This window comes from Achromobacter sp. 46006 (assembly GCF_059761975.1).
This window is the reverse complement of the sequence record NZ_JCBANN010000028.1, coordinates 49,929-67,224: the sequence shown is the minus strand read 5'-3', so window position 1 is coordinate 67,224 and position 17,296 is coordinate 49,929. Positions and strand designations below refer to the sequence as shown.

Annotated in this window: 19 protein-coding genes; 7 read left to right on the top strand and 12 right to left on the bottom strand. The window is 65.9% G+C overall.

What is annotated here, in order from left to right; genetic code table 11:
- A partial coding sequence (locus tag AC6LKG_RS15165) for an anhydro-N-acetylmuramic acid kinase (protein WP_498165528.1) occupies positions 1–880 on the top strand: 880 nt, incomplete at its 5' end.
- A gap of 93 nt (positions 881–973) precedes the next feature.
- On the opposite strand, the gene erpA is transcribed toward AC6LKG_RS15165, so the two are convergent.
- From erpA to pmbA, 12 genes are all read right to left on the bottom strand, one after another.
- Positions 974–1,345, bottom strand: coding sequence for an iron-sulfur cluster insertion protein ErpA (gene erpA, locus AC6LKG_RS15160; RefSeq protein ID WP_006388644.1), 372 nt, complete (start codon positions 1,343–1,345; stop codon positions 974–976).
- An 85-nt stretch (positions 1,346–1,430) separates the two neighbouring features.
- Complete coding sequence (locus AC6LKG_RS15155) at positions 1,431–2,177, bottom strand: DUF6776 family protein (protein ID WP_498165526.1); 747 nt, start codon at positions 2,175–2,177, stop codon at positions 1,431–1,433.
- Positions 2,178–2,218: 41 nt separating this feature from the next.
- Positions 2,219–3,283, bottom strand: a complete 1,065-nt coding sequence (argC, locus tag AC6LKG_RS15150; protein ID WP_498165524.1) for an N-acetyl-gamma-glutamyl-phosphate reductase — start codon at positions 3,281–3,283, stop codon at positions 2,219–2,221.
- A gap of 187 nt (positions 3,284–3,470) precedes the next feature.
- On the bottom strand, positions 3,471–3,863 hold the full coding sequence (rpsI, locus tag AC6LKG_RS15145; protein ID WP_006388641.1) for a 30S ribosomal protein S9: 393 nt from the start codon (positions 3,861–3,863) through the stop codon (positions 3,471–3,473).
- 9 nt (positions 3,864–3,872) lie between these two features.
- On the bottom strand, positions 3,873–4,301 hold the full coding sequence (rplM, locus tag AC6LKG_RS15140; protein WP_006217309.1) for a 50S ribosomal protein L13: 429 nt from the start codon (positions 4,299–4,301) through the stop codon (positions 3,873–3,875).
- Between the two features lie 393 nt (positions 4,302–4,694).
- A complete protein-coding gene (locus tag AC6LKG_RS15135) occupies positions 4,695–5,405 on the bottom strand; it encodes an ABC transporter ATP-binding protein (protein WP_498165522.1) in 711 nt (236 codons plus the stop codon).
- Positions 5,402–6,190, bottom strand: a complete 789-nt coding sequence (locus AC6LKG_RS15130) for an ABC transporter ATP-binding protein (protein ID WP_006388639.1) — start codon at positions 6,188–6,190, stop codon at positions 5,402–5,404. The genes AC6LKG_RS15135 and AC6LKG_RS15130 overlap by 4 nt, the downstream gene beginning before the upstream one ends.
- Positions 6,183–7,049, bottom strand: a complete 867-nt coding sequence (locus AC6LKG_RS15125; RefSeq protein WP_498165520.1) for a branched-chain amino acid ABC transporter permease — start codon at positions 7,047–7,049, stop codon at positions 6,183–6,185. The genes AC6LKG_RS15130 and AC6LKG_RS15125 overlap by 8 nt, the downstream gene beginning before the upstream one ends.
- Positions 7,050–7,051: 2 nt before the next feature.
- Complete coding sequence (locus AC6LKG_RS15120; protein ID WP_498165518.1) at positions 7,052–7,933, bottom strand: branched-chain amino acid ABC transporter permease; 882 nt, start codon at positions 7,931–7,933, stop codon at positions 7,052–7,054.
- A 249-nt stretch (positions 7,934–8,182) separates the two neighbouring features.
- Positions 8,183–9,337, bottom strand: coding sequence for an ABC transporter substrate-binding protein (locus AC6LKG_RS15115; protein ID WP_498165516.1), 1,155 nt, complete (start codon positions 9,335–9,337; stop codon positions 8,183–8,185).
- A 254-nt stretch (positions 9,338–9,591) separates the two neighbouring features.
- Positions 9,592–10,710, bottom strand: a complete 1,119-nt coding sequence (locus tag AC6LKG_RS15110; protein WP_498165514.1) for a TRAP transporter substrate-binding protein — start codon at positions 10,708–10,710, stop codon at positions 9,592–9,594.
- Between the two features lie 238 nt (positions 10,711–10,948).
- Positions 10,949–12,313, bottom strand: a complete 1,365-nt coding sequence (gene pmbA, locus AC6LKG_RS15105; protein ID WP_498165512.1) for a metalloprotease PmbA — start codon at positions 12,311–12,313, stop codon at positions 10,949–10,951.
- 58 nt (positions 12,314–12,371) lie between these two features.
- On the opposite strand from pmbA, the gene yjgA reads away from it, so the two are divergent.
- The 6 genes from yjgA to AC6LKG_RS15075 all read left to right on the top strand — a co-directional run bounded on the left by yjgA (position 12,372) and on the right by AC6LKG_RS15075 (position 17,282).
- Complete coding sequence (yjgA, locus tag AC6LKG_RS15100; RefSeq protein WP_498165510.1) at positions 12,372–12,920, top strand: ribosome biogenesis factor YjgA; 549 nt, start codon at positions 12,372–12,374, stop codon at positions 12,918–12,920.
- An 11-nt stretch (positions 12,921–12,931) separates the two neighbouring features.
- Positions 12,932–13,609 (top strand): alpha/beta hydrolase, encoded by a 678-nt coding sequence (locus AC6LKG_RS15095; RefSeq protein ID WP_498165508.1) that lies wholly within the window; start codon positions 12,932–12,934, stop codon positions 13,607–13,609.
- 302 nt (positions 13,610–13,911) lie between these two features.
- Positions 13,912–14,931, top strand: coding sequence for an ABC transporter substrate-binding protein (locus AC6LKG_RS15090; protein ID WP_498165506.1), 1,020 nt, complete (start codon positions 13,912–13,914; stop codon positions 14,929–14,931).
- Positions 14,928–15,740, top strand: a complete 813-nt coding sequence (locus AC6LKG_RS15085; RefSeq protein WP_498165504.1) for an ABC transporter ATP-binding protein — start codon at positions 14,928–14,930, stop codon at positions 15,738–15,740. The genes AC6LKG_RS15090 and AC6LKG_RS15085 overlap by 4 nt, the downstream gene beginning before the upstream one ends.
- A gap of 3 nt (positions 15,741–15,743) precedes the next feature.
- Positions 15,744–16,580, top strand: coding sequence for an ABC transporter permease (locus AC6LKG_RS15080; protein WP_498165502.1), 837 nt, complete (start codon positions 15,744–15,746; stop codon positions 16,578–16,580).
- A 9-nt stretch (positions 16,581–16,589) separates the two neighbouring features.
- Positions 16,590–17,282: an isochorismatase family protein gene (locus AC6LKG_RS15075; protein WP_498165500.1), complete on the top strand. Its 693-nt coding sequence runs from the start codon at positions 16,590–16,592 to the stop codon at positions 17,280–17,282.
- The last annotated feature ends 14 nt before the right edge of the window (positions 17,283–17,296 follow it).

Genomic DNA, 17,296 nt, shown 5'->3' with positions numbered 1-17,296 from the left:
ACCAAAATGTTCATCAGACCCAGGCGCCCGCCTGCAGGCCGCGGACATCGCCGCCATCGGCGCCCACGGCCAGACGGTGCGCCACCGCCCCGATCTCGGCTACACCGTGCAGCTGAATGCACCCGCGCTGCTGGCGGAGTTGACCGGCATCGACGTGGTCGCGGACTTCCGCAGCCGTGACGTGGCCGCCGGCGGCCAGGGCGCGCCGCTGGTGCCGCCCTTCCATGCCGCGGTGTTCGGTGCGCGGCAAGGCCGCGCGGTACTCAACCTGGGCGGCATCGCCAACGTCACCCTGCTGGTGCCAGGCCAGCCCCCGCGCGGCTTCGACACTGGCCCGGCCAATGTTTTGCTTGACGGCTGGTGCCAGCGCCACCTGGGCCGGCCCTACGACGCCGACGGCCGCTGGGCCGCCAGCGGCCAGGTGCTGGCGCCGCTGCTGGAACAACTGATCGCCGGCGAACCCTGGTTCGCGCTGCCGCCGCCCAAATCGACCGGCCGCGACCTGTTCAATCTGCGCTGGCTGGACGACCGGCTGGCCGCCTGCGACGGCCCCACCCCGGCCCCGCAGGATGTGCAGGCAACCTTGCAACGCCTGACCGCCCGGACCGTCGCCAACGCCATCGATGCCGCGGGCGTCGAGGTGCGTGAACTCTATGTGTGCGGCGGCGGCGCCCATAACCCCGGCCTGATGCGCGAATTGGCGTATTGCCTGCAGCGCCCGGTCCATGCCACCGACGCACTGGGCGTGCCGGCGCAGCAGGTCGAAGCGCTGGCCTTCGCCTGGCTGGCCCAGGCCTTCATGGCGCGGCGGCCCGCCGGCCTGCCCAGCGTCACGGGCGCGCGCGGCGCACGCGTCCTGGGCGCCCTCTATCCGGCCTGAGCCGCCAGGCGCCCAAAGAAAAAGCCCTTCGGCTCACCGAAGGGCTTTCTGTTGACGGCGCACGACGCGCGCCGCCGGCGCATCCAGCGTGACTTACACCGAGAACGACGAGCCGCAACCGCAGGTGGTGGAGGCGTTGGGATTACGGATGACGAACTGCGCGCCTTCCAGATCTTCCTTGTAATCGATCTCGGCGCCAACCAGGTACTGGAAGCTCATGGGATCAACCAGCAATTGCACGCCCGCCTTGTCGAGCACGGTATCGTCTTCGTTGACGACTTCGTCGAACGTGAAACCATACTGGAAACCCGAACAGCCACCGCCCTGCACGAACACGCGCAGCTTCAGTTCGGGGTTGCCTTCCTCGGCCAGCAGGTCCTTGACCTTGGCGGCTGCCGAGTCGGTGAACACCAGGGGAGCAGGCGGGGCGGCCTGCAGGTCGACGGTTTCGGTCACTGCATTCATGATTCACTCCTGGCCGCTGGGGCCGTATTCCGATGAGCGGCTGCGCCGCTCGCATGTAGTCACTATAGCTCAGGCGCCGCCCGACTCAAAGTTCGAGCTTGACGCTGCGGGAGGCGCGGACCACCTCGCCCTCCAGCACGCTGATGGTCACGTTTTCGGGGACAAATCCCTCGGGCAACGCCAGCACGCCCTGGCTGCGCTGGTACTGGTCGAACTGCAGTGCCAGCGGCGCAGCAGCCGGCGGCTCGCCCGCGACCGGCTCCGCGCCGTTCTCGGGCTTGACCTGCATCGGCGCCAGCTCGATGGTGACGGTCTCGCCCTTGAGCGTGCCCGTGGCCTGGAACCGCAGCATGCCTGCGAACGGCGCCGCGCCGCCGCGGCCACTGCGCATCAGCAACACCTTGTAGCGCAGGCCGGCGCCATCGCGGTCGACCTGGGCCCCGCGGATGTCCACCGTGCCTTCCGGCCCAGGCGGCAGCAATTGTTCGTAGAACGCCAACTGGTCGCGCACGCGGCCGACTTCGGCCTGCGCGGCATGCAACTGGGTTTCGAGCTCCTGACGCGCCGACCGCTCGATCACCAGCTCACCATCTGCGGTGTCGAGCTGGCCACGCACGTAGCGCAATTGCGCCGCCTGCTGGCGCATGGCCTCGTCGCGCGCCTCGACCTGCGCGGTGCTGAGCACCACGGCATCGACCGGGCGGTAGACCGCGCGCGCGTAGTAGTAGCCCACCCCCGCGCCCGCCAGCACTCCTGCCAGCACGCCGGCGGCGACCCGCAGGACAACGCCGGAGCCGGAATTTCGAGGGGAAGCGGAAGAATCGTCAGACATGGCGAAACGGGCTGGCGGCTTGCCGCCAGCCCGGCAGGGCCTCAAGGCAGGATCGCGACCTGATCGAGGCCGATGGTCTCCGGGAAGCCGAACATCAGGTTCATGTTCTGCACCGCCTGGCCAGCGGCGCCCTTCACCAGGTTGTCCTGCACCACCATGATGATGAGCTGGTCACCGCCGCCCGGGCGCGACAGCGCGATGCGCAGGTTGTTCGAGGCGCGCACCGAGCGCGTTTCGGGCAGGCTGCCGGCGGGCATGACGTCGACGAACGGCTCGTCGGCGTAGCGCTGCTCGAACAGGGCCTGGAAGTCCGTGTCGCGTGCCTCCGGCTTGATGCGGGCATAGATGGTCGAGTACATGCCGCGGATCATCGGTACAAGGTGCGGCACGAAGGTCAGGCCGACCTTGCCGCCAGCGATCTTCTCGAGCTGGGCGACGATTTCCGGGTGATGGCGGTGGCCGGCCACGCCATAGGCCTTGAAGTTGTCCGAGGCTTCGGAAAACAGCGAACCGACTTCGGCCTTGCGGCCAGCGCCCGACACACCCGACTTGCAGTCGGCGATCAGGGTCTGCGCATCGACCAGTTGCTTGCCGCCTTCGAGCAGCGGGGCCAGGCCCAGCAGCACGGTGGTCGGGTAGCAGCCCGGGTTGCCGATGACGCGCGCCTTGGAGATGGCCTCGCGGTTCAGCTCGACCAGGCCGTACTGCGATTCAGCCAGGATGTCCGGGCAGGTATGGGGAATCTTGTACCAGCGTTCGAAGGTGGGCACGTCCTGCAGGCGGAAGTCGGCGGCCAGGTCGATGACCTTGGTGCCAGCGGCGATCAGCTCCTGGGCCTGGGCCATGGCCACCCCATGAGGCGTGGCGAAGAACACCACGTCGCAGTCGGTCAGCGTGGCCTTTTCCGGCGCCGAAAAAGCGATCCGCACGCGGCCGCGCAGGTTCGGGTACATGTCGGCCACCGGCAGCCCGTCTTCCTTGCGGGACGTGATGGCGGTCAATTCCACATGGGGGTGCTGCGACAGCAAGCGCAGCAGTTCGACGCCGGTGTAACCGGTGCCGCCGACGATACCAACCTTGATACGGGTGTTCGATGCTTGGGCCATGATGTGTGCTCTTCGTAGAACGAGGCTCGATTGTATCGCTCGGACAACCGGCCTTGCCGCCCTGCGCAATCCGCGCGGCGACCGATGCCCGACCGGACGAAGCCCGCGGCGTTCCGCGGGCCGGCTTGGGGCCTGAACCCCGGGATGTAAAAAAAAGCCCGCGCGAGGCGGGCTTTTTTCGCAGCGATTAACGCTTGCTGAACTGCTTGCGACGGCGCGCCTTGCGGAAGCCGACCTTCTTGCGTTCGACTTCGCGGGCATCGCGGGTCACGAAACCAGCTTGCGACAGTGCCGGCTTCAGGGTCGCGTCGTAGTCGATCAGGGCACGCGTGATGCCGTGACGGACTGCGCCGGCCTGGCCGGTTTCACCGCCGCCGTGCACGTTGACCTTGATGTCGAACGATTCCAGGTGGCCGGTCAGTTCCAGCGGCTGGCGCACGACCATGCGGCCGGTTTCACGGGCGAAGAACTCGTCGACGGGCTTGCCGTTGACGACGATCTTGCCGGTGCCCTTCTTGATGAAAACGCGAGCCACCGAAGTTTTGCGACGGCCGGTTCCGTAGTTCCAGTTACCGATCATGGCGTTTCCTTAGATATCCAGCGTCTTGGGCTGCTGGGCGGTGTGCGGGTGCTCGGCACCGGCATAGACCTTCAGCTTCTTGATCATGGCGTAGCCCAGAGGACCCTTGGGCAGCATGCCCTTGACGGCCTTCTGAATGGCGCGACCGGGAAAACGCTCTTGCATCTTCTCGAAGTTCGTTTCGCGGATACCGCCCGGGTACGTGGTGTGGCGGAAGTACTTCTTGTCCTTCGCCTTGGTACCGGTAACGACGATATCGGAAGCGTTGATGATGACGATGTAATCGCCGGTATCAACGTGCGGCGTGAATTCAGGTTTGTGCTTGCCACGCAGACGACGTGCGACTTCGCTGGCCACACGACCGAGGACTTTGCCCTTGGCGTCGATCACAAACCAGTCACGTTGGACTTCATGCGGCTTGGCCACAAAGGTCTTCATGATGGTTCCTAGATATGAAAAATGGTCTCTGACTGGACGATCCAGCCAGGCTTTTTCCCTCAACTAGACAATGGAGCCGACATCCTTCCAGCAACTGGGCTTCAGTTCCGGGCTTCAGCCGTTGGGTTTCAGCCCCTCGGGTTTCAGCCCATCCATTGTCCCTATCGACGTCCCGCCTAAGCGTTATTACCCGCCCGTGCAATGGTCAAAATGAGGGAAAGCCTGAAATTCTACCACGGATGCTCAAAAAATGGGCAGCCACTGTCGAATCCAGGTGGATGGACGGCCGTTCCCCAGGGAAACGACTGTCGCATTTTTAAAGGGGACGCAAGTTTGCGCCGTCGGAAACCCGCCAGCGCGCTCCGGCGCCCCTTCCCCGCTCCGCTGCGCCGATCAGGCACCCAGATAGGCTTCCAGCACCCGCGGGTGGCCCAGCAGCCCGCGGCCGGTGCCCGACAGCGCCATGGCGCCGTTCTCCAGCACGTAGCCGTGCTGGGCGATCTTGAGCGCCTGGCGCACGTTCTGTTCCACCAGGAACAGGGTCAGGCCGTCGGCGTTGATGGCCCGCAGCGAGCGGAAGATTTCCTGCACCACGATCGGCGCCAGGCCCATCGACGGCTCGTCCAGCAGCAGCAGGCGCGGCTTGGCCATCAGGGCGCGGCCGATCGCCAGCATCTGCTGCTCGCCGCCGGAGAGGTTGCCGGCGATGCCGGTGATCCGCTCTTTCAGGCGCGGGAACAGGTTGAAGACGTATTCCAGGTCCGAGTCGACGTTCTTCAGGCCGCGGCGGTAGGCGCCCAGCTCGAGGTTCTCCAGCACGGTCATGGTGGTGAGGATGGCCCGGCCTTCCGGCACCTGGACGATGCCGCGCGCCACCAACTGGTGCGGCGCCAGGTTGGTGACGTCCTCGCCTTCGAACAGGATCTTGCCGCGCGCCTTGGGCAGCAGGCCCGACAGCGCCAGCAGCGTGGTCGACTTGCCGGCACCGTTGGCGCCGACCAGGGCGGTGATTTCCTTGGCCTGCAGGTCCAGGTCGATGCCGCGGACGGCTTCGATGTGGCCGTAGTTGACCTCGAGTCCGCGGACTTCCAGCATTGCGCTCATTGTGCGGCCTCCGCGTTTTCGGTGTCGTCGTCATCCTCGCGGCCCAGGTAGGCCTCGATGACCTGCTCGTTGTTGCGGATCTCTTCCGGCCCGCCGCAAGCGATGATCTTGCCGAAGTTCAGCACCGCGATGCGTTCGCACAGCCCCATCACGAAGCGCATGTCGTGCTCGATCATGAGGATGGTGTAGCCGCGGTCGCGGATCGCCAGGATCTCGCGCATCAGCTCGGCGCGCTCGCCGGTGTTCATGCCGGCGACCGGCTCGTCCAGCAGCAGCAGCTTGGGCTCGGTGGCCAGCGCGCGCGCCAGCTCCAGGCGGCGCTGCTCGCCGTACGACAGGTTGTCGGCCAGGTCGTTGGCCTTGTGATCCAGGCGCATCCACGTCAGCAGCTCGTGGGCGCGCTCGCGGGCGCGCTTTTCGTGCTCGCGATAACCCGGCAGGCCCAGCAGCAGGCTGGGAAAGCCGTAGTTCATATGGCGGTAGGCACCCACCACCACGTTTTCCAACAGCGTCATCTCCTTGAAGAGACGGATGTTCTGGAACGTGCGGGCGATGCCCATGCGGGTGATGGCGTGCGGCTTGCGACGTAGCAGGCTTTCACCATTGAAGGCGATGCCGCCGCCGCTGGGCGGCAGCAGGCCGGTGATCAGGTTGAACACCGTGGTCTTGCCGGCGCCGTTGGGGCCGATCAGGCCGAAGATCGCGCCTTCGGGCACCGACAGGCTGACGTCATGCAGCACGTGCAGGCCGCCAAAGCTCTTGGAAACGGAGGTCAGCTCAAGCATGGCGCTTGCCTCCTTGACGCATCCAGCGCTTGAAGCGCGCCGGATCCCAGATGCCTTGCGGCAGGAACAGCACAATCACCACCAGGATCACTCCGTTGATGACCAGGCGGAAATCCGCAAAACCGCGCAGCAGCTCGGGCAGCACGGTAATGATGAAGCTGCCCAGCACCGGACCGGCGAGACCGCCGATGCCGCCCAGGATGGCCATGGTCAGGATTTCCACGCCTCGGTCGAAGCCATATTCGTTGGGGCCGATGAAGAACGTCAGGTGCGCATTCAAGGCGCCGGCCAGGCCGGCGATCATCGCGCCCGCCACGAAGGCCAGCATCTTGTTGGCGCGCACGTCGATGCCCATCAGGCCGGCCGCGGTCTCATCGCCGCGGATGGCCTCGAAGGCCCGGCCGATCTTGGACGCGCGCACGCGCCACAGCACGAACAGCACGATGACCAACGCCAGGATGACATGCCACCACTGGGTCAGTTGCGGAATGCCGTTAAGGCCAAGCGCCCCGCCGGTGAGCGACTCCGTGTTCAGCACCGTCACCCGCACCACTTCGCCAAAGCCCAGCGTGGCCATGGCCAGGTAGACCCCCGACAGCCGCAATGTCGGCAAACCGATCAGCGCGGCCACCAGGGCCGGCGCCGCCATGCCGCCGGCCAGCGCAACCGGGAACGAGACGTCGTAGTTCATGGTGAGCAACGCCGCGGCGTACGCGCCGATGCCCATGAAGGCCGCATTGGCCATGGCCAGCATGCCGCAGGCAAGCGTCAGCCAGATGGAGAGGGCCAGCAGGGCGTTGGTGCCGAGGGTCAGCACCAGGTTGCCATAGATGGCCCAGAAGTTTTCGAATCCGCTCATACTCAAGCCTTGCGTTGAACCACTTTGCCGAACAGACCTTGCGGGCGCACCAGCAGGATCAGGAACAGCAGGCCGAATGCCACCGCGTCGCGCATGGTGGAGCCGATATAGGCCACCGACAGCACTTCGGCGAAGCCCAGGAACAACCCGCCCAGCATGGCGCCCCGGATGTCGCCCATGCCGCCCAGGATGATGACCGCGATGCCCTTGTGCAGCATCGGCTGGCCCATCAGCGGGAACAACGCGTTCGAGTACAGGCCGATCAGCACGCCCGCGACCCCGCCCAGGGCGGCGGCGGCGAACGAGGTGGTGATGAAGAGCTTTTCGACATTGATGCCCAGCAGCCAGGCGGCCTTGGGCGATTCGGCGATGGCGCGCAGGGCGCGGCCGAACTGCGTGCGACGCATCACGAACATCAGCAGCGCCATGAGTGCGAACGACAGGAAAATGATGCCCAGCTCGATCACGGTCAGGTGCAGGCCGGCGATCTCGATCACATCCTCGGGAACGGTGCCGTGCGGAAACCGCAGGTTCCCCGCGCCGAAAATGCCTTGCGCGCCGTTGTTCAGGATGATGCCGACGCCGATCGTGGCAATCATGGGGATCAGGTGCGGAGCATTGCGTTTGCGCAGCGGCTTGAGCACCAGGTAGTCGATGATGACCCCGGTGAAGCCGGCGACGAAAAATGCCACCATCAGCGCCGCCCACAGGGGCAGACCGAAATGCTGCACCACGGAGAGCGCCGCGTAAGCCCCCACCATGAAGACGGCGCCATGCGCGAGGTTGATGACCCCGAGCACGCCGAATACCAGCGTGAAGCCAAGCGCGAACAGTGCATACACACAGCCCAGCGACAAGGCGTTAACGAATTGTTGTTCCAACATGATGGGACATATTCCAAATCAAAAAAGAGCCCCCACGCCGCGCCCCCTGCGTGGACTTGCCGCTCGCCAGGCTCGGCTTCGGGACCCGGGGCAGGCCTGTGTAAGGCCTTCCACGCCGCGCATTGCGTGGACCTGCCGCCCTGAGAGAGCCGTTCTATTCCTGGGGAGTCCTACGATAAAAAGCGCCTTGCGGGCGGCGGCTGGCCGCGGCCCGCAAGGCGCATCCCCCCGCGTGGGGATGCCGATTGCTTACTTCTCGATGACGTACTTGCCGTTCTTGGTGACGCTGACGATCGGGGCCTGGTCGGCGTCATAGCCGGCGGGCTTGCCGGCACGGTCCTTGGCCTGGCGGAACTTGAACGGGCCGGTAGCGCCGCTCCATTGCACCGAGGGCAGCGCATCGCGCAGGGCGGCGCGATCCTTGGCCAGCTCGCCGGTCAGCTTGGTGTTCTTCAGCGCCTGGGCGACGATGTGCATGGCGTCATACGACTGGGCCGCGAACTGGTCGGGCGCACCGTTGAACTTGGCCTTGTAGGCGTCGATGAACTTGACGTTGGCGGGGGCCTTGTTCTCGATCGACCACGGGCTGCCGATCCACAGGTTGTCCGACGCGCCGCCGGGGGCCAGGTCGAAGATCTTGACCGAGTTCATGCCGTTGCCGCCGATGACGGGCACGTTCAGGCCCAGTTGGCGGGCCTGCACCATGATCGGGGCGCCTTCGGCCAGCAGCGCCGACAGCACGATGGCGTCGGGGTTGGTGCCCTTGATCTTGGTGAGCTGGGCCTTGAAGTCGACGTCGCCCTTGGCGAAGGTTTCGGTCGTGGTGACCGGAATCTTCTGGTCTTCCAGGGCCTTCTTGAAGTTGTCGTAGCCGCTCTTGGTGAAGACGTCGTCGTTGCCATACAGCACCGCCACGTTCTTCAGGCCGGTCTTGGCCTTGACGGTGGCAATGGTGGCCGGCAGCACGTCGGCTTCGGTGACCGAGTTGCGGAACACGTAGTTGCCGATGGAAGTGATGCCATCGGCGGTGTTGGAGGTGCCGAACGCGACCGTCTTGGCGGCCTGGGCGACCGGGTCGGCGGCCTGGGCCGAGTTCGACAGCGTCGGGCCGAAGACCATCAGGACGTTGTCCTTGAAGATCAGCTTCTTGAAGACGTTGATGGCTTCTTCCTTCTTGCCCTGCTCGTCTTCGATCACCAGCACGATCTTGTTGCCGTTGACCCCGCCCGCGGCATTGATTTCGTCGGCCGCCAACTGGAAACCGTTGCGGATCGACGCGCCGTATTGCGCGGCGCCGCCGGACAGGGCTTCGGCCACGCCCAGCTTGATATCGGCCGCGTTGGCAGCCGGGACGATACCGGCGGCGATCAGCGCGGCCAGCAGCTTCTTGGTCTTCGATTGCATGGTTGATACCACCTTAGAGTCTGTCTCGGAATGTTGGTTATCCAGGCCGGATGTTCCCGCCGGATTGACGTCCAATGGCGCCTGAAGGCGTCACGTTTGCGCGTCAAGACCCGGGATATTACTCCTTTGTATCAGGCCGAAACTCGAATGCCGTTCAACAAAAGGCGCAAAACCGCCCATTTTTTTGTAAAAAACACGGGGTTATCAGCGAAAACCCCACCTCCTGCCGAATGCCATTCGGCACCCGGCCCTGCTCACCCCCGCGCCGACAACGCCACGCCCAGATATTGGTCGTAGGCGCCTTGCGTCAGCCGGAACCACGGCATCGCGCTGTCGCGCAAACCCATGTAGTTGTCGAGGATTGCCTTGAACTTCGGATCTTTCTCGCCCAGCGCCGCGTAGACCTGCTGGGTGGCCTCGAAGGCAGCGTCCAGCACCGAACGCGGCAGGGCGCGCACCTGGGCGCCGGCCGCCACCAGTTGGGCCAACGCGGCCGGATTGCGGGCAGCGTAGGCGGCCGTGCAGCGGGTGTGCGCGGCCAGGGCGGCAGCCTCGATCACCGCCTGATAGTGCTTGGGCAGTTGGCTCCATGCCGCTTCATTGATATAGAGCGACAGTTGTTCGCTGGCGGCCCACCAACTCGGGCCGTAATAGAACCTGGCGGCCTTGTTCAGACCCAGCTTGGCATCGTCGTAGGCGCCTGCCCCGATCACCGCATCCGGCCCCGCATTGTCCGCGCCCTCTGCGGGTTTGGCGTTCTTGGCTGCCGGCTCGTCCGTTGCGGGCGGCGGCGCCACCACGCCCAGCCGCGCCAGGACCAGGCCCGCCAGGCCATCGACGCGCATCTTCAAGTCTTTCAGATCGGTAGCGCGCTTGATTTCGCGGTTGGACCACAGCCCCATCTGCGGCCCGGTGTTGCCCAACGGGAAGTTGAGGATCTTCTGCGCCTTGAACAGTTCGCGCGTCAGGCGCAGGCCGTCGCCCTCGAGCATCCAGGCATCCATTGATCCGGCCTCGAGTCCGAACGGCACGGCGGCATCGAAGCAGAAGGCGGGATTCCTGGCGAAGTAGATGGCCGAGGAGACGTGGGCGCATTCGACCTTGGCGGCGCCGACGGCATCCATCAATTCGGCCGTGGGCGCGATTTCCCCCTCGGTCTGCGGGCGGATGCTGAACTTGCCGCCGGTGGCATCGGCGACGAATTTGCAGAACGTCTCGGCGGCGCCGGCCCGCAGATCCAGCGCGGCGGGAAAGCCGGACGCCAGGCGCCAGTTGATCGAAGGCGAGTCCTGTGCCAGGGCGGGTGCGCTGACCGCTGCCCCCGCCGCCACGGCCCCCAGGCCAGCCTGCTTCAAGAATGAACGTCGTTGCATCTCTTTGCTCCTCTACAGCGATACGAGTTTGAGCAATACCCGCCGGATATTACACGTTGCAATTGACACTGGCGGCTAGAGGAATTCCCAAGCGATAAAGGATTGCAAAGACGGGCGAGGATGCCGCGGCTGGCGCGAGCCGCCCGCGGCCCGCCCTCCCGGCGACGCCAATGAAAACGCCCGCCCCCGGGCCCCGAAGGCCCCGCCTGGGCGGGCGAGGTGGCGCGGGCGCGGACGATCAGGTCCCGGCGATCGCCATTTGCTCGATCAGGATCGAGCCGGTGGTCTTGGTGCCGCGCGAGATGGTGTCGGCGCCCACCGCGACGATCTGGCGGAACATGTCCGACAGGTTGCCGGCGATGGTGACTTCCTGCACCGCGTGCTGGATCTGGCCGTTTTCGACCCAGTAGCCGAACGCGCCGCGCGAGTAGTCGCCGGTGACGTAGTTCACGCCCTGGCCGATCAGCTCGGTGACCAGGAAGCCCGTGCCCATCTTCTTGAGCATCGCCTCGAAATCGTCGCCGCGGCGCGTCAGCGTGGAACTGAAGACCAGGTTGTGCGAACCGCCGGCGTTGCCGGTGGTCTGCATGCCGAGCTTGCGCGCGGTGTAGGAAGACAGGAAATAGCCTTCCAGCACGCCGGCCGACACCACGTTGCGCTTGCGGGTGCGCACGCCTTCGTCGTCGAACGGCGAGCTGCCCATGGCGCCGCGGATGTGCGGGTCTTCGGTCAGGTTGATGTGTTCCGGGAAGATCGGCTTGCCCAGGGCGTCGAGCAGGAAGCTGGCCTTGCGGTACAGCGCGCCGCCGTTGGCGGCCTGCGTCAGGGCGCCGACCAGGCCGAGCGCCAGCGGCGCCTCGAACAGCACCGGAAACTTGCCGGTGCGGATGCGGCGCGCCGACAGGCGCGACAGGGTGCGCTCGGCGGCGTAGCGACCGACGGCCTCGGGCGTGGCCAGCTTGGCCGGATCGCGCTCGGAGGTGTACCAGTAGTCGCGCTGCATGCCGTTGCCGCGTCCGGCGATGGGCGCCACCGACAGGCTGTGGCGCGAATATGGATAGCCGCCCAGGAAGCCACGGGTGTTGCCCATGACGAATTGGCCTTCGTAGGTGCCGACCGTGGCGCCATCGGTGTTGGTGATGCGGGCATCGACTTCGCGCGCGGCGCGCTCGGCGCGCAGGGCCAGCTCGGCGGCTTCCTCGGTGGAAACCGGCCAGGCGCGGTGCAGGTCGAGGTCGGGGAATTCGGTGGCCAACTGGTCGGCGTCGGGCAGGCCGGCGGCCGGGTCGGCGGCGGTGTGGCGGGCGATGTGCCAGGCGGCTTCGACCGTCTGGCGCAGCGCGGCCTCGGAGAAGTCGGAGGTCGAGGCGGAGCCGCGGCTCTGGCCGGCGTAGACCGTAAGGTCGAGCGAGCGGTCGCGGGTCTGTTCGACGGTCTCGATGTCGTTCTTGCGCACCGACACCGACAGGCCCAGGCTTTCGGAGACTTCGGCCGCGGCGTCCGAGGCGCCGATCTGGCGCGCGTAGGCCAGGGTTTGCTCGACGAGTTCGGAAAAACGCGCGTGATTGGCCGCCAGCGGCAAGGAGGAGGAGGATTTGACCATTGCTGTCCAATTTGCAGAGACGGTTATCATAGCCAAGTCTGTCATTGCGCAGTTTTCCATGAATTCCCAAATCGAAGAAGAATCCACCGACGGCTACGACGAGAACGGCTACGATCGTCCCAGCAAGTCCCAGGTCAAGCGCGAAATGCACGCGCTGCTGGACCTGGGCAAGCAACTGATCGAACTGTCCCCCGAACGCCTCAAGCAGTTGCCCCTGGCCGAACGCCTCTACGAGGCGATTCGCGAGGCGCAGCGCACCACCAGCCGCGAAGGGCGGCGCCGCCAGACCCACTTCGTGGGCAAGCTGATGCGCGACGCCCCCGCCGACGAGATCCGCGCCCAGCTCGATGTATGGGAAAACGGCTCGCGCGAGGAAACCGCGGCCATGCACCGCCTGGAAACCCTGCGCGACCGCCTGCTCGACGACGACGACGCGTTGACCAGGCTGCTGAACGACAACCCGCAGGCCGATGTGCAGCAACTGCGCGCGGTGATCCGCGCCGCGCGCAAGGAAAAGGCGGCCAACGCCGCCCTGCTGCAGGGCCAGGAGCCGCAAAAAAAGCACTACCGCGCCCTGTTCCAGGCGCTCAAGACCCTCACCCACTGATTCCGCCGTCCATGAACGCCCCGACCGACCTGCTCGATAGCATCGAGATCGAAACCGCCCCCAACCCCACGCACGCCGTGATCTGGCTGCACGGCCTGGGCGCCGACGGCAACGACTTCGCGCCCATCGTGCCGGAACTGGACCTGCCGGCCGGCCTGGGCGTGCGCTTCGTCTTCCCCAATGCGCCGGTGCAGCGCGTCACCATCAACAACGGCATGGCGATGCGCTCCTGGTACGACATCCTGGTGATGGACCTGGTGCGGGTGGAAGACGCCAAGGGCATCCGCGCCTCGGAAGCCGCGATCCACAAGCTGATCGCGCGCGAGAACGCGCGCGGCGTCCCGACCTCGAACATCGTGCTGGCGGGCTTCTCGCAGGGCTGCGCCATGACCCTGCACACGGGCCTGCGGCTGCAGGACAAGCTGGCCGGCATGATGGGCCTGTCGGGCTACCTGCCGCTGCTGGACAGCGCCGAGGCCGAGCGCGCCCCGGCCAACCAGCGCACCCCGATCTTCCTGGCCCACGGCCTGTATGACCCGGTGGTATCGCTGCCGCGCGCCGAGGCCTCGCGGGCCGAGCTGGAGCGCCTGGGCTACGACGTGCGCTGGCACACCTACCCCATGCCGCACTCGGTCTGCGCCGAGGAAGTGGCCGATATCTCGCGCTTCCTGAATCAGGTCCTGGCCTGAAGCCGGCGGTACCCGCCGCGCTGCCCGCCCGCCGACATCTTCTGGCGGGCTGACTCCCCCTTTTGTATACCAAGTAGTATCCCAGCCTCGGATTTTCCGCGGCGGGGATGCACTCGTTCATAGAGAAAACACCAATCCCCAAAAGTCTTGTCGCCCGTTTGTATTGAATATAGTATTCGATCCAAGCCGTATCGGCCCGGGCCACCCAAGTTCGGGCTTCCCTGTTGTTGTAGTCGCTCCATCCCCATTTGGCCGTGTCGCGCCGGGTCCCGGCGAGGCATACAGACGCAGGAGAAAGTCCCGTGAAACCCTTGTCATTGCCCCGCCGGGCAGCCATCGCGCTGCTCGCCACGTTCAGTGCCGCGCTCGCCCCTCTCGCCAGCCACGGCGAGGCCCTGAATCCCCCCGTCAAAGTGCGCTACGAAGAAGTAGTGCGTTCCATCCTCTACGTGCCCAAGTATGTCGCCCTGTCGCAGGGCTACTTCAAGGACGCCGGCCTGGACGTGTCCATGAAAACCTCGCAGGGCACGGACAAGGGCATGACCGCCCTGCTCTCTGGCAGCGCCGACATCGTGCTGATCGGCCCGGAGGCCTCGATCTATGTGCAGAACAGCGAATCGCCGGTCAAGCCGAAGATCTTCGCCGGCCTGACCGCCACCGATGGTTTTTTCCTGCTGGCGCGCAAACCGATCGACAAATTCGACTGGAACATGCTCAAGGGCAAGGCGGTGATCGGCTTCCGCCCCGGCTCGAATCCCGTCGTATTCCTGGAAACGGCATTGCGCAAGCACGGTCTGGACCCGCAAAAGGACGTCAAGCTACTCAACAACATCGGCATTCCAGCGCGCGCCGGGGCCTGGATGGCCGGCCAGGGCGATTACGGTATCTTCCTGGAGCCCGAGGCCGGTGAACTGGTGCGCAACGGCAAGGGCTACATCGTGGCTTCGGTCGGCCACGAGGTCGGCCAGGTGGACTACACGGTGTTCACCGCCACCGACAAATACATCCACGACAACCCCAAGGTGATCCAGGCCTGGACCGATGTGGTGGCGCGCGCAGAAAAGTACGTGCAGGACACGCCGGCCGCCACGCTGGCGCCGCAGATCATGGCCTATTTCCCCGGCATGGATGGCGCAGCGGTGACCGAAGCCATCGAACGCTACAAGCAATACCAGATCTGGAAGACGTCGCCGCTGGTGACCGCCGATGCCATGAACCGGCTGCAGGACATGCTGGTGGCCAGCGCGGTCATGAAGGACAGCGCCCGCGTCAAGTACGAGGACGTGGTGGTGACGGACTTCGCCAGGAAGGTGCCGCAATGAACGCCGTTGTCCACAACCTGAAACCGGAAGCGGCCACCGCCAAGATCGAGCTGCGCGATGTCTGTCTGAGCTACTTTACGCCCGAGGGCGAGACCGAGGCCCTGTCCAAGGTGTCGTTCACGCTGGCGCCGGGCGAGTTCGTCAGCCTGATCGGCCAGAGCGGCTGTGGCAAGAGCACGCTGCTGTCGCTGATCGCCGGCCTGCACGCGCCGACATCGGGCTCGGTGATGGTCGACGGCCAGGCGGTCACCGAGCCCAATCCGCGCATCGGCTACATGCTGCAGCAGGACTATCTGTTCGAGTGGCGCAGCATCCTCGACAACGTCATGCTGGGCGCCGAGATCCAGGGCCGGCGCGATGCGCGCAGCGAGGCCCGCGCGGTGCACCTGCTGGAGAAATGCGGGCTGGGCGCGTTCCTGTCGCACACGCCCCGCCAGTTGTCGGGCGGCATGCGCCAGCGCGCCGCGCTGGCACGCACGCTGGTCACCGAGCCCGACGTGATCCTGCTGGACGAACCGTTCTCGGCGCTCGATTCGCAGACCCGGCTGGCGATTTCCGACGAGGTGGTCGACATCCTGCGTCGCGAGGGCAAGACGGTGGTCCTGGTGACGCACGACATCGGCGAAGCCATTGCCATGACCGACCGCGTCATCGTGCTGTCGCGACGTCCCGGCCGCCTGAAGAGCCAATATCGCATCCATTACGGGGAAGGCCCGCGCCCGACCCCGTTCCAGGCCCGTTCCCGGCCGGAATTCAATGCTTATTTCAAACAGCTCTGGGACGAGCTGGATGTCCACGTGGAGGGTTGAGCCGTGAACGCACCCGTCGCCAACACCGTGCCGCTGCGCGCCGTGCCCGCGCCCAGCCAGAAGTACCTGGACTACCTGCGGCGCGACCGCGCCCGCCGCCGCCACATCCGCATCGCCCAGGCGCTGCTGCTGGTGGTGTTCCTGTGCGCCTGGGAAATCCTGCCGCGCATGCACATCCTCAATCCGCTGCTGACCAGCTATCCGAGCGCGCTGTGGCCGACCTTCCTGGAGTTGTGGAACCAGGGCAACCTGGCGCACCATATCGCCACCACGCTGTCGGCCACGCTGGTCGGCTTCACGCTCAGCATGGCGATCGGCATCGTCGTCGCCGCCGCGCTGTGGTGGTCGGACTTCCTGTACAAGGTGCTGGACCCCTTCCTGGTGGTGGCCAATGCCATGCCCAAGATCGCCTTCGTGCCGATCTTCTACCTGTGGCTGGGCTCGGACTACGCCGTCTACGGCATGGCCGTGGCGATCGCGGTGTTCGTGACCATCATGGTGGTGTACGCCGGCTTTCGCGCTATCGACCTGAACAAGGTCAAGCTGGCCCGCACCTTCGGCGCCAGCCGCTGGCAGGTGCTGACCAAGGTGGTGCTGCCGGGCAGCGTGCCGACGCTGATTGCCGCCGTGAAAATGAACATCGGCCTGGCGCTGGTGGGCGTCATCGTCGGTGAGTTCCAGTCGGCCGACTCGGGCCTGGGCTTTCTCATCATGAACGGCAGCCAGGTATTCAAGCTGAACATCGTCATGACCGCCATCGCCATGCTGGCGCTGATCTCCAGCGTCATGTACCTGGTGGTGTACCGCATCGAAGCCGCCGTGGCGCGGCGCTACGGATAAGGAACCGCCATGCAGATTCCGCAATGGGTCCAGGACCGCGTCATCGCCCGCCAGGGCTGCCTGCATCCCTATGACACCCTGCCCGGTGCCCGCACCGCGGTAGTGGTGATCGACATGCAGCAGTACTTCACTCTTCCGGGCTACCAGGGCGAATGCGCCGCGGCGCGCGGCATCATCGCGCCGGTCAATCGCCTGTGCGACGCGGTGCGCGCGGCCGGCGGCACGGTGGTCTGGGTGCAGACCGCCTCGGACAACGCCGACGCCTTCTGGTCGCACCACCACGGCGTGATGCTGACGCCCGAGCGCAGCGCGCGGCGCCTGGAAACCCTGCGCCGCGATGCGCCGGGCTTCGCCCTGCATCCGGACCTGCGGCCGGCCGACAGCGACCTGCGCGTGACCAAGCGCTTCTACAGCGCCATGGCCACGGGTTCGTCGGAACTGGAGCCGCTGCTGCGCGGACGCGGCGTGGACACGCTGCTGATCGCCGGCACGGTCACCAACGTCTGCTGCGAATCGACCGCGCGCGACGCCATGATGCGCGACTTCCGCACCATCATGGTGGACGACGCGCTGGCGGCGGTGACGCCGGCCGAACACGAAAACGCCCTGCATGGCTGGCTGCTGTTCTTTGGCGACGTGCTATCGGTGGATGAAGTAGCGACGCGGCTGCGGCCGGCGCAGGCCGCGCGCAAGACGGCCTGAAGCCGGCATGGCCC

Coding starts and splice junctions, on each gene's coding strand:
- yjgA (WP_498165510.1), top strand. CDS start 12,372: ATGAATTCCCAAATCGAAGAAGAATCCACCGACGGCTACGACGAGAAC.
- AC6LKG_RS15095 (WP_498165508.1), top strand. CDS start 12,932: ATGAACGCCCCGACCGACCTGCTCGATAGCATCGAGATCGAAACCGCC.
- AC6LKG_RS15115 (WP_498165516.1), bottom strand. CDS start 9,337: ATGCAATCGAAGACCAAGAAGCTGCTGGCCGCGCTGATCGCCGCCGGT.
- rpsI (WP_006388641.1), bottom strand. CDS start 3,863: ATGATCGGTAACTGGAACTACGGAACCGGCCGTCGCAAAACTTCGGTG.
- AC6LKG_RS15155 (WP_498165526.1), bottom strand. CDS start 2,177: ATGTCTGACGATTCTTCCGCTTCCCCTCGAAATTCCGGCTCCGGCGTT.
- AC6LKG_RS15085 (WP_498165504.1), top strand. CDS start 14,928: ATGAACGCCGTTGTCCACAACCTGAAACCGGAAGCGGCCACCGCCAAG.
- AC6LKG_RS15135 (WP_498165522.1), bottom strand. CDS start 5,405: ATGAGCGCAATGCTGGAAGTCCGCGGACTCGAGGTCAACTACGGCCAC.
- rplM (WP_006217309.1), bottom strand. CDS start 4,301: ATGAAGACCTTTGTGGCCAAGCCGCATGAAGTCCAACGTGACTGGTTT.
- erpA (WP_006388644.1), bottom strand. CDS start 1,345: ATGAATGCAGTGACCGAAACCGTCGACCTGCAGGCCGCCCCGCCTGCT.
- AC6LKG_RS15125 (WP_498165520.1), bottom strand. CDS start 7,049: ATGAGCGGATTCGAAAACTTCTGGGCCATCTATGGCAACCTGGTGCTG.
- pmbA (WP_498165512.1), bottom strand. CDS start 12,313: ATGGTCAAATCCTCCTCCTCCTTGCCGCTGGCGGCCAATCACGCGCGT.
- AC6LKG_RS15130 (WP_006388639.1), bottom strand. CDS start 6,190: ATGCTTGAGCTGACCTCCGTTTCCAAGAGCTTTGGCGGCCTGCACGTG.
- AC6LKG_RS15110 (WP_498165514.1), bottom strand. CDS start 10,710: ATGCAACGACGTTCATTCTTGAAGCAGGCTGGCCTGGGGGCCGTGGCG.
- argC (WP_498165524.1), bottom strand. CDS start 3,283: ATGGCCCAAGCATCGAACACCCGTATCAAGGTTGGTATCGTCGGCGGC.
- AC6LKG_RS15075 (WP_498165500.1), top strand. CDS start 16,590: ATGCAGATTCCGCAATGGGTCCAGGACCGCGTCATCGCCCGCCAGGGC.
- AC6LKG_RS15120 (WP_498165518.1), bottom strand. CDS start 7,933: ATGTTGGAACAACAATTCGTTAACGCCTTGTCGCTGGGCTGTGTGTAT.